The organism is Kitasatospora sp. CMC57 (assembly GCF_045866025.2).
Classification (GTDB): Bacteria; Actinomycetota; Actinomycetes; order Streptomycetales; family Streptomycetaceae; genus Kitasatospora.
In genome coordinates this window covers 2,512,002-2,522,893 of record NZ_AP035881.2, presented here as the reverse complement: position 1 = coordinate 2,522,893, position 10,892 = coordinate 2,512,002, and the positions used below count along the sequence as shown (strand labels likewise).

Sequence of the window (10,892 nt, the reverse complement as noted above, 5' to 3'; positions counted from 1 at the left end):
CGGGGATCGCACCGGGGTGGGGACCGTTGCCGGACCGGCCCGATACCCTGGGGGCGACGACCGTACCCGTACCGATGCCGCAAGGGACCCGCGACCGACGTGTTCGACACTCTTTCCGATCGCCTCGCAGCGACGTTCAAGAACCTCCGGGGCAAGGGCCGCCTCAGTGAGGCGGACATCGACGCCACCGCCCGCGAGATCCGGATCGCCCTGCTGGAGGCGGATGTCGCCCTCCCGGTGGTCCGGGCCTTCATCAAGCAGGTCAAGGACCGTGCGCTCGGCGCCGAGGTCACCGGCGCGCTGAACCCGGCCCAGCAGGTCGTCAAGATCGTCAACGAGGAGCTCATCAACATCCTCGGTGGCGAGACCCGACGCCTCCGCTACGCCAAGACCGGCCCGACCGTCATCATGCTTGCCGGCCTCCAGGGTGCCGGTAAGACCACCCTGGCGGGCAAGCTCGGGCACTGGCTGAAGAGCCAGAAGCACACCCCGCTGCTGGTCGCCTGCGACCTCCAGCGCCCGAACGCGGTGACCCAGCTCGGCGTGGTGGCCGAGCGCGCGGGCGTCGCGTTCTACGGCCCGCAGCCGGGCAACGGCGTCGGCGACCCGGTGCAGGTCGCCCGCGACTCGATCGAGTACGCCAAGCAGAAGCAGTACGACGTGGTCATCGTCGACACCGCCGGCCGCCTGGGCATCGACGCCGAACTGATGCAGCAGGCCGCGGACATCCGCGCCGCGGTCGACCCGGACGAGGTCCTGTTCGTGGTCGACGCGATGGTCGGCCAGGACGCGGTGGTCACCGCGCAGGCCTTCCTCGAGGGCGTCGACTTCACCGGTGTGGTGCTGTCCAAGCTGGACGGTGACGCCCGCGGTGGTGCCGCGCTGTCGGTCGCGCACGTGACCGGCCGTCAGATCATGTTCGCCTCCAACGGCGAGAAGGTCGACGACTTCGACGCCTTCCACCCCGACCGGATGGCCTCCCGGATCCTCGGCATGGGCGACATGCTGTCGCTGATCGAGAAGGCCGAGCAGACCTTCTCGCAGGCCGAGGCCGAGAAGATGGCCTCCAAGCTGCAGGGCGGCGGCAAGGACTTCACGCTGGACGACTTCCTGTCCCAGCTGGAGCAGGTCCAGAAGATGGGCTCGATCTCCAAGCTGCTCGGCATGCTGCCCGGGATGGGGCAGATCCGGGAGCAGATCAACAACATCGACGACAAGGACGTCAACCGGGTCGGCGCGATCATCAAGTCGATGACGCCCGCCGAGCGGACCGAGCCGAAGATCATCAACGGCTCGCGCCGACTGCGGATCGCCAAGGGCTCGGGCGTCCAGGTAGGCGAGGTCAGCAACCTGGTCGAGCGGTTCTTCGAGGCCCGCAAGATGATGTCCGCGATGGCCTCCGGCAAGGGCATCCCCGGTATGCCGGGCATCCCGGGCATGGGGGGCGGCGGCAAGAAGGCGCTGAAGAAGGCGCAACCCGCCAAGGGCCGCAAGAAGTCCGGCAACCCGCTGAAGCGGGCCCAGGAGGAGGCGGCCGCCGCCGAGCGCAGGGCGCTCGGCCCCGGTGCACCGGCCGCGCCCGCCGACGGCGGAGCGTTCGGCCTCGGCGCGGGCAAGGGCCCGGCCGACTTCCAGCTGCCCAAGGAGTTCAAGGACCTGCTCTGAGCGGTCCCGGCCGCTGAGCGGTCACCGTACTGAAGGCCCGCTGAAGGCCCGTCACCCCGATCCGGGGTGGCGGGCCTTCACTGTGTTCCCGGCATGTTCGATGATGGAGGGGTGCGAGTGACGATTCGACCCCCGATGACAGCCGACGCCGGTCCGTACGCGGCGGCGGTGCGCCGCTCCGCCGAGCACGTCGGGCGGTGGAACCCGGTGGAACCGGACGGTCTGCCGGAACTGCTGGAGCGTCAGGGCCCCGGGCTCCGGACCTTCCTGGTCGTCGACCTGGCCACCGGCGACCTGGTCGGCAAGTGCAACGTGGCCAACATCGTGATGGGCCGGTTCTGCAACGCCGCCCTCGGCTACGACTCCTACCTGCCGTACGCGGGCACCGGCCGGATGACCGAGGGCATGCGGCTGGTGCTCGACCGCAGCTTCGGGGCGCCGGCCGACGGCGGTCTCGGTCTGCACCGGCTGGAGATCAACGTGCAGCCGGAGAACGAGCGCTCGATCGCGCTGGCCCGCCGGCTGGGCTTCCGGCACGAGGGCTTCACACCCCGGATGCTGTTCCTGGACGGGGCGTGGCGCGACCACGAGCGGTTCGCCCTGACGGCGGAGGAGTGGCCGGGGCTGAGGAGCGGGCGGGACTGACGGCCTTGGCGGCTTGCCGAGTACGGCGGTCGGAACCGTAGGGCGCGTCCGCCGCCGGGCGCGCCCCGTCGGTGCCGACCGCGCTCAGTTCACCCGTTCGCCGACCACGTAGCGGAACACGTTGACCATCCGGACCGAGGCGTCCGGACGGACGAACGGGTGCAGGGCCTCCTCCAGCTCCTTCACCACCAGGGCCGACCCGGCCGCCGCCACCGCCTGGTCGAACAGGCCGGTGGAGAGCATCCCGCGGACCGCGCTGTCCAGATCGGCGTAGGCGAACGGACAGGTCACCCGGCCACCGCCGGCCGGCCGCAGCCCGGCGGAGCAGAGCAGCTCCTCCAACCGTCCCGGCGCGCCGAGCACGAACGGGTCACGGCCCGGCGTACGCCCCGCCTGCCGCTGGGCGACCTCCAGCACGGCGGCGCTCTGGCACCGCTCCGGCGGCCCCCAGGAGGCCAGTACCAGCTGACCGCCCGTCAGCGTCCGGCGGGCGGCGGCGGCCACCAGCCGGGTGGGGGAGGGGGCGGTCTGCAGCTGCTCGAAAACCGTGACCAGCGAGTGGGCCGACCGGGCGACGGGCTCCGCCGTCCGGGGAGCCTCCTGGACCTGCAGCCGGCGGCCCTGCGCCAGCTCGCGCAGCTCGGTGTCCGACTCGATCCCGGCCACCTGGGCACCCCGCTCGGCGGCCAGCAGCAGCGCCAGCCCGGACCGGCAGCCGAGGCCCAGCACGGAGGTCGCAGGACCGACCTCCAACCGCTCGTAGACGGCCTGGTAGAGCGGGACCAGCATCCGCTCCTGGATCTCCGCCCAGTCCCTGGCCCGGCTGTGAGGGCCGGTACAGACGGGTGTGTGTGATCGCTCCGAGGTCGTGCCGGTCACCTGCGCTGAAGCCATCGCGGCCTCCATCCGGTCCTTGGGTGCTCGTTGGCAGTGCGCCCCCCAGAGTCCCGCCCCGAGACCAGCGAACAACGCGCGGGCTCCGGCGTCCAGAGGTGTGCCGGGTGGTGTCCGCGCGCCGGGCCGGTGCGCCCCCGGTGCTCCCCCCGTGAAACGGATTCACGGTCAGGGCCCTCGGCCCCGTACCATCTGCCCCATGGCTAAGGCACCCGTTCTCACTCCTCAGGCGGACGACTTCCCGCGCTGGTACCAGGACCTCATCAACAAGGCCGAGCTGGCCGACAACGGTCCGGTGCGCGGCACCATGGTCATCCGACCGTACGGCTACGGCCTGTGGGAGCGGATGCAGCAGGAGATGGACGCCCGGATCAAGAAGGCGGGCGCGCAGAACGCCTACTTCCCGATGTTCATCCCGCAGTCCTACCTGACCAAGGAGGCGGAGCACGTCGAGGGCTTCGCCCCTGAGCTCGCCGTGGTCACCCACGGCGGCGGCAAGGAGCTCGACGAGCCGGTCGTGGTCCGGCCGACCTCCGAGACGATCATCAACGAGTACTTCTCCAAGTGGGTGCAGAGCCACCGCGACCTGCCCCTGCTGATCAACCAGTGGGCCAACGTGGTCCGCTGGGAGCTGCGCCCCCGCGTCTTCCTCCGCACCACCGAGTTCCTCTGGCAGGAGGGCCACACGGCCCACGCCACCTACGAGGACGCCCGCGCGTACGCCTCGATGATCCACACCGCCGTCTACGGCGACTTCATGACCAACGTGCTGGGCATCGACGTGGTGCTCGGCCGCAAGACCGCGAAGGAGCGCTTCGCGGGCGCCATCAACACCCTCACCCTCGAGGCCATGATGGGCGACGGCAAGGCGCTGCAGATGGGTACCAGCCACGAGCTGGGTCAGAACTTCGCCAAGGCGTTCAACACCACGTACCAGCTGCAGGGCGCCGAGCGCGAGTACGTCTGGCAGACCTCCTGGGGCGTCTCCACCCGTATGGTCGGCGGCCTGATCATGTCGCACGGTGACGACAACGGTCTGCGGGTGCCGCCGCGGCTGGCCGCCGTGCAGGCCGTGGTGCTCGCCATCAAGGGCGACGACGCGGTGCTGGCCAAGGTCCGCGAGATCGGTGCCCAGCTGGAGGCGGCCGGCATCCGGGTCGTCGTCGACGACCGCACCGACACCCCGTTCGGCCGCCGCGCGGTGGACTGGGAGCTCAAGGGCGTACCGCTGCGCATCGAGGTCGGCCCGCGCGACCTCGAGAACGGCACCGCGATGCTGGCCCGCCGGATCCCCGGCGGCAAGGAGCCGGTCTCGATCGACGGCCTGGCCGCGCTGCTGCCCGGCATCCTCGAGGAGGACCAGGCGCTGCTGCTGCGCCAGTCCCGCGAGCGCCGGATCGCCCGCACCGTCGAGGTGAAGAACCTGGACGAGGCCGTCGAGGCCGCCGCCACGGGCTGGGGCCGGATCTCCTGGGCCGACCTCGGCCCGGCCGGCGAGGCCAAGCTGGCCGAGCAGGGTGTCTCCGTCCGCTGCATCGTCGCCGCCGACGGCTCGGTGCCGCTGACGGACGACCAGGAGGGCAACATCGCGATCGTGGCCCGCGCATACTGATCTCGGCGGTCGGATGTGTGACCGGGGACGCTTGGTGCGTTCAGGACGGTATACAGATCTCGACCGGTTCGGGCTTTGTGAGTCGTTGAGCGCGACTAATGCGGTGCGATTGTTGTACCGCTGACTGACTGTCTGGTGAGACTACTGACCGGTCAACTCCCGGTCGTGCTGAACTAGCGGTACGGTGTACGGCCCGTGGCCCTGTCAATTTCGACACTGCCGCGGGCCGTTCGCCGTAAGGGGGCAACCGCCCCCGGGGCGATAGCCGAGAGCCTGGCGAGGTTCGTCGGGCCCTACGTTGCAGGGGGTTGGTCTTGCGTCAGATACGGGCAGTGCAATTCACGCGCGGCAGCGCATTCCTGGGAGTTCGCTGGGAATTCCCGAAGAGCGGGAACTCGCGGAACATCGGCGCTCGCTGCATCGTTGGTCTAGCGTGAGCACGACACAGCCTCTCGTCCTCGCGGCCGAACTGGCCGCCGCCTGGAGTGACATCCAGGCCCACCACCAGGACCTCCCCGACCTCGCCTCGCCAGAGGCCCTGATCGGCGAGTCCTCCTCCGCCTGCGGCAGCCAGCTCGGCTTCGAGCGCCTGCTGCACGAAGCCGCCCACGGCCTGGCCGCGGCCCGCGACATCCGTGACACCTCACGGGCCGGGCGCTACCACAACCGGCGGTTCCTGCTGCTCGCCTCCGAGCTCGGGCTCGCCCACCCGGTCGAGCCGCACGCCAGCAGTGGCTTCTCCCAGGTCACCATGCTGACGGAGACTCAGGAGCGCTACTCGGGAACGATCGAGCGGCTCGACCGCGCGCTCGGCGCACACCAGCTCGCCGTCAACGGCGAGGGTGGGCACCGCGCGTTCCGCGGCCCGGCGGCCCGGCACGGTTCGTCCGGCGGCGGGGTCCGGGTCAAGGCGATCTGCGGCTGCGGGCGCAACGTCCGGGTGGTGCCGTCGGTGCTGGCCCAGGCGTCGATCGTCTGTGGTGCCTGTCAGCAGCCGTTCCGGATCGCCTGACGGCGGTTCGGTCCTGTCTGTTGTTGCTGTAACTGTTCCCGTGGTTCTCTCCTGCCGTCCGTTGCCAGCGGGCTGTGTCGCACGTTCCGCACCACCTGTAGTGCTGAGACTCGGCTCAACCGAGGGCGGGGGCCCTCGGTCGGGCCGACCGGCGCGGTGTGGCAGAATGGACAGCTGAGTACTCGGCAGCCGAGCAGGACCCCTCTCTCCTACGGCTGGCGTGTCCCTTGAACGGCCGCCCCTGCAACCCCACGCGGTGGCAGCGGCCGCTCACCCACGTCAACACCAGGAGAACCCACTCCCGTGGCAGTCAAGATCAAGCTCAAGCGTCTCGGCAAGATTCGCTCTCCGCACTACCGCATCGTCGTCGCGGACTCGCGCACCAAGCGTGACGGTCGCGCCATCGAGGAGATCGGCATCTACCAGCCGACCTACAACCCCTCGAAGATCGAGGTCGACACCGACCGCGCCCAGTACTGGCTGTCCGTCGGCGCCCAGCCGACCGAGCCGGTCCTCGCGATCCTGAAGCTCACCGGCGACTGGCAGAAGTTCAAGGGCCTCCCGGCCCCGGCGCCGCTGCTGGTGGCCGAGCCCAAGGTCGAGGACTTCTCGCACCTCTTCGCGAAGGCCGTCGCCGGCTTCGAGGACAGCACCACCGGTGTTGCCATCACCCCGAAGGCCAAGAAGGCGGACAAGGCCGAGGCTGAGGCCGACGCCGCTTCCACCGAGGTCTGAGCGTGATCGAGGACGCCCTGGACCACCTGGTCAAGGGCATCGTCGAGCACCCCGACGAGGTGCAGGTGCGCTCGCGCAACCTGCGTCGGGGCAACACCATCGAGGTGCGCGTGCACCCCGATGACCTCGGCAAGGTGATCGGCCGGGGCGGCCGCACGGCTCGCGCTCTGCGCACCGTGGTAGGCGCCCTCGGTGGTCGCAACGTCCGGGTCGACCTGGTCGACGTGGACAGCATTCGCTGACGCTCGACCGTCAGGTTTCTGGGACCGGCCGGGACGCATGTCGTCCTGGCCGGTCCTTTGCATTTCCCTTCCACTCCCACCGGACCCGGATCGCCGGTAAAGACCCAGGAGAACGATCACCGTGCAGCTCGTCGTCGGCAAGATCGGCCGTGCCCACGGCATCAAGGGGGACGTCAGTGTCGAGGTCCGTACCGACGAGCCCGAACTGCGGCTCGGACCAGGCGCGGTACTGCTCACCGACCCGGCCTCGGCCGGCCCGCTGACCATCGAATCGGGCAAGGTGCACAGCGGTCGGCTGCTGCTGCGCTTCGCGGGGGTGCACGACCGCAACGCCGCCGAGGCACTGCGCGGCACCATGCTGATCGCGGAGATCGACCCGGAGGAGCGGCCGGAGGATCCCGAGGAGTACTACGACCACCAGCTGATCGGCCTGGACGTGGTGCTGCTCGACGGCACCCTGGTCGGCGAGCTCAGCGAGGTGGTCCACCTGCCGTACCAGGACCTGCTGACCGTCACCCGGCCGGACGGGACCGAGGTGCTGGTGCCGTTCGTCACCCGCATCGTGCCGACCATCGACCTGGAGAACCAGCGGGCGGTCATCGACCCGCCGCCGGGGCTGATCGACCCGGCGGAGGCAGTGGTGGTGGTCCGCTCGGACGACGGCGACGATGAGGGCGCCGGTGAAGGTGGCAGCGGTGTGAGCGAGTCGGGCGATGCTGGCGGCGCCGAGAGTGGTGTGCGCGGGTGAGTGAGATGCGGATCGACGTCGTTACGATCTTTCCGGAGTACCTGGAGCCGCTGAACGTCTCGCTGGTGGGCAAGGCGCGGGCACGTGGGCAGCTCGACGTGCACCTGCACGACCTGCGGTCGTGGACCACGGACATCCATCGCACGGTGGACGACACCCCGTACGGCGGGGGGCCCGGCATGGTGATGAAGCCGGAGCCGTGGGGGGCAGCCCTGGACGCGGTGCTCGCCGAGGGGCCGGAGGGCGACGTACCGACCTTGGTGGTGCCGACGCCGAGCGGGCGTCCGTTCACTCAGGAACTGGCCCAGGAACTCGCCGGACGCCCGTGGCTGGCCTTCGCCCCGGCGCGGTACGAAGGCATCGACCGCCGGGTGATCGAAGAGGCCGCCACCCGGATGCCGGTGGTCGAGGTCTCGATCGGCGACTACGTGCTGGCGGGCGGCGAAGTCGCGGTGCTGGTGATGGTCGAGGCGATCGCCCGACTGCTGCCCGGGGTGCTCGGCAACGCCGAGTCGCACCGCGACGACTCCTTCGCCCCGGGCGCGATGGCGGACCTGCTGGAGGGGCCGGTCTACACCAAGCCCGCCGAGTGGCGCGGGCGCGAGGTGCCGGAGGTGCTCTTGAGCGGTCACCACGGCAAGATCGCCCGCTGGCGGCGGGAGCAGGCGTTCGCCCGGACCTTGGCCAACAGGCCGGACCTGGTCGAGCGCTGGCAGCTCGGCGCCTTCGACAAGAAGGAGCGCGAGGCGCTCAGCATCCTGGGGCTTGCCTGGGACGAGAGCCTCGGCCGATTTCGGTCCGTGGCAGAAGCTGTGGAAGAATAGGCGACTGTTGTCTGCCGTCGGGCTTCCCTTGTGGAAGTCGGTGGAGCGTTGCCCCCGCCACGGGGGGATCATCGCGAACCGAAGCGGCCCGCAGCACACCCCATTGTGACGAACTTCCGTGGGCGGCCCGTGGCGCCTGCGATGGAGAGCAACATGAGCAACAAGCTCGCTGCTGTCGACGCGGCATCGCTGCGCGACGACGTTCCGGCCTTCCGCGCTGGTGACACCCTGAAGGTTCACGTCCGGGTCATCGAGGGCAACCGCTCCCGTGTCCAGGTCTTCCAGGGCGTCGTCATCCGTCGCCACGGCTCCGGCATCGGTGAGACCTTCACCGTTCGCAAGGTGTCCTTCAACGTCGGCGTGGAGCGTACCTTCCCGGTGCACACCCCGGTCGTCGAGAAGATCGAGGTCGTGACCCGCGGTGCGGTTCGCCGCGCCAAGCTGTACTACCTGCGTGACCTCCGCGGCAAGGCCGCGAAGATCAAGGAGAAGCGCGACCGCTGATCCACTGACCCCGGCCCTGGCCAGGGGTTCAGTACGCTCGGGTCGGGCGGAGTCCCTTCGGGATAGGCTCTGCACCGATGAGCACGCAAGAACCAGTCGCGGACCGCGACGGCAGTGCCGCACCTCCGGGTGCGGACTCGCCGTCGCGGTCCGCGGTCGTTTCCGGTCCAGGTGTCGGCGGGGGCCCCGCTGGCACGGACGAGGCAGCAGGAGCGGCTGGACTGGCGAACGAGGGCGGTTCCGAGCCTCCGAGACGGTGGGCCGCACGTGACCTCCTACGGATCCTCGCGCTCTGCGTGCTGACACTGATGTTGGTCAACGCCTTCGTCGCCCGGCCGTTCGCGGTGCCGTCCGCCTCGATGGAGAACACGCTGCGACCGGGGGACCGGTTGGTGGTGAACGAGCTCGCCTACTCGTTCGGTGGCCATGTGCGGCGGGGCGACGTGGTGGTCTTCGACGGAACGGGCTCCTTCCTGCCTTACGCGAAGGAGACGCCGACTGTGCGACGCTTCCTGTCGGCCGTGGGCCTCGGCTCCGGGAACGGCTCGGTGTACGTGAAGCGTGTGGTCGGCGTCGGGGGTGACCGGGTGACGTGCTGCGGGGTGGACGGGCGGCTCAAGGTCAACGGGGTTCCGTTGGACGAGTCGGCTTACCTCTACCCGGGTGACGCTCCCTCAGCGGTGCCGTTTGACGTCGTGGTGCCGGCCGGGAAGCTGTGGGTAATGGGCGATCACCGGAGTGACTCCCGGGACTCGCGGGATCACCTGGGGGAGCCGGGCGGTGGGTTCGTACCCGAGAAGAGGTTGATCGGGCGGGCTGACTGGATCGTTTTCCCGATCGGCCGCTGGACGTCGTTGGACCGGCCCGCGGGCTTCGCTGCGGTGGAGGGGACGGGTGGCCATGGGGGACAGAGGTAGAGCCAGGACCGTCACCGCTTCGTCGGCCGTCGATGGCCCGGCCGCTGCCCTGGTGGCCCCGGGCGGCAAGAGGAGGCGCGCAGCGCCGGCCCCCTCTGCCCCCCATGCCCGTGGCCGGGCGGAGCGACGCAGGTCCGCTCGCCGGGTCGCTCGGCGCAGGCGCCGGTCGCTGCTGCGTGAGATCCCGCTCATAGCCGTGGCGGCGTTGGTGATCGCCTTGGCGCTCAAGACCTTTGCGGTCCAGGTCTTCGTGATCCCCTCGCCGTCGATGGAACAGACGATCCTGATCGGCGACCGCGTGCTGGTGGACAAGCTGACGCCGTGGTTCGGCAGTCAGCCGAGCCGGGGCGAGATCGTAGTCTTCAAGGACCCGGGCGGCTGGCTCGAGCCGGCTCACAACTCGGAGCAGGAGAACTTCGTCCTGCGAGGTGCCAAGCAGGCATTCTCCTACGTCGGGCTGCTGCCGTCGGAGGACGAGCAGGACCTGATCAAGCGCGTTGTCGGAGTGCCCGGCGACACTGTCGAGTGCTGTGACGTCAACGGCCGACTGACCGTCAACGGTGCACCGGTGGAGGAGTCTTACCTGGCTCCTGGGAACGTGCCGTCGAAGCAGCCGTTCAAAGTCACCGTCCCGGCAGGGCGGTTGTGGGTGATGGGAGATCACCGGGACGTCTCCGCAGACTCCCGTTACCACATGACCGAGACTGGCCAGGGCACGATCCCCATGGACAACGTGGTCGGGCGGGCCTTCATGATCGCTTGGCCGGTTCAGCGGATCGGTCAACTCGACGTTCCCTCCTCCCTGTCGGCGCTTCCCCTGCGGACCGAGTCGTTCGCGCGTAGCGTTCCCGGGGCGACTGGATACCCGGGCGAGCCTGATCGGGCTAAATCGCCTGGCACTCAGCCGGATCTTGCGGAACCTCCGCTCGTTATGGGTGTGTTGGGCGTCATCCCGCTCCTCGTGCGGCCCAGGCGTGCGCGGGTGCGGCGCGCGCCGCCCGTTGGCTGATTCGCCCGTCCCGCCGTGTGGGAGCACGGGCGTCCCGGTTTGGAGTGGTAGAGAAGTGCTGGAGTGCTCGGTGTACGGTCCGATC

At 69.9% G+C, this 10,892-nt stretch carries 12 protein-coding genes; 11 read left to right on the top strand and 1 reads right to left on the bottom strand.

Annotated features, from left to right (window positions below):
* Window positions 1–99: 99 nt before the first annotated feature.
* Together ffh and ACKUU6_RS11090 are read left to right on the top strand one after the other, a co-directional pair.
* Window positions 100–1,665: a signal recognition particle protein gene (gene ffh, locus ACKUU6_RS11095; protein ID WP_407988330.1), complete on the top strand. Its 1,566-nt coding sequence runs from the start codon at window positions 100–102 to the stop codon at window positions 1,663–1,665.
* Between the two features lie 93 nt (window positions 1,666–1,758).
* Entirely contained in the window at window positions 1,759–2,310 is a 552-nt protein-coding gene (locus ACKUU6_RS11090; protein WP_407988329.1) for a GNAT family N-acetyltransferase, read from the top strand.
* An 84-nt stretch (window positions 2,311–2,394) separates the two neighbouring features.
* On the opposite strand, the gene ACKUU6_RS11085 is transcribed toward ACKUU6_RS11090, so the two are convergent.
* The gene (locus tag ACKUU6_RS11085; protein ID WP_407988328.1) at window positions 2,395–3,204 is read right to left on the bottom strand and encodes a class I SAM-dependent methyltransferase; all 810 of its coding nucleotides are present in this window, start codon (window positions 3,202–3,204) and stop codon (window positions 2,395–2,397) included.
* 199 nt (window positions 3,205–3,403) lie between these two features.
* On the opposite strand from ACKUU6_RS11085, the gene proS reads away from it, so the two are divergent.
* The 9 genes from proS to lepB (ACKUU6_RS11040) all read left to right on the top strand — a co-directional run bounded on the left by proS (window position 3,404) and on the right by lepB (ACKUU6_RS11040) (window position 10,807).
* The gene (gene proS / locus ACKUU6_RS11080) at window positions 3,404–4,816 is read left to right on the top strand and encodes a proline--tRNA ligase (protein ID WP_407988327.1); all 1,413 of its coding nucleotides are present in this window, start codon (window positions 3,404–3,406) and stop codon (window positions 4,814–4,816) included.
* Window positions 4,817–5,249: 433 nt separating this feature from the next.
* Window positions 5,250–5,828 (top strand): hypothetical protein, encoded by a 579-nt coding sequence (locus ACKUU6_RS11075; protein ID WP_403041982.1) that lies wholly within the window; start codon window positions 5,250–5,252, stop codon window positions 5,826–5,828.
* Between the two features lie 303 nt (window positions 5,829–6,131).
* A complete protein-coding gene (gene rpsP, locus ACKUU6_RS11070; RefSeq protein WP_407988326.1) occupies window positions 6,132–6,563 on the top strand; it encodes a 30S ribosomal protein S16 in 432 nt (143 codons plus the stop codon).
* A gap of 2 nt (window positions 6,564–6,565) precedes the next feature.
* Window positions 6,566–6,805: an RNA-binding protein gene (locus ACKUU6_RS11065; protein WP_030306741.1), complete on the top strand. Its 240-nt coding sequence runs from the start codon at window positions 6,566–6,568 to the stop codon at window positions 6,803–6,805.
* Window positions 6,806–6,926: 121 nt separating this feature from the next.
* On the top strand, window positions 6,927–7,553 hold the full coding sequence (rimM, locus tag ACKUU6_RS11060; protein WP_407988325.1) for a ribosome maturation factor RimM: 627 nt from the start codon (window positions 6,927–6,929) through the stop codon (window positions 7,551–7,553).
* Between the two features lie 5 nt (window positions 7,554–7,558).
* Complete coding sequence (trmD, locus tag ACKUU6_RS11055; protein ID WP_407992096.1) at window positions 7,559–8,377, top strand: tRNA (guanosine(37)-N1)-methyltransferase TrmD; 819 nt, start codon at window positions 7,559–7,561, stop codon at window positions 8,375–8,377.
* Window positions 8,378–8,530: 153 nt separating this feature from the next.
* Window positions 8,531–8,881 (top strand): 50S ribosomal protein L19, encoded by a 351-nt coding sequence (gene rplS, locus ACKUU6_RS11050; protein WP_407988324.1) that lies wholly within the window; start codon window positions 8,531–8,533, stop codon window positions 8,879–8,881.
* 308 nt (window positions 8,882–9,189) lie between these two features.
* A complete protein-coding gene (gene lepB, locus ACKUU6_RS11045; protein WP_407992095.1) occupies window positions 9,190–9,798 on the top strand; it encodes a signal peptidase I in 609 nt (202 codons plus the stop codon).
* Window positions 9,782–10,807, top strand: coding sequence for a signal peptidase I (gene lepB, locus ACKUU6_RS11040; protein WP_407992094.1), 1,026 nt, complete (start codon window positions 9,782–9,784; stop codon window positions 10,805–10,807). Before lepB (ACKUU6_RS11045) ends, lepB (ACKUU6_RS11040) begins: the two co-directional genes overlap by 17 nt.
* The last annotated feature ends 85 nt before the right edge of the window (window positions 10,808–10,892 follow it).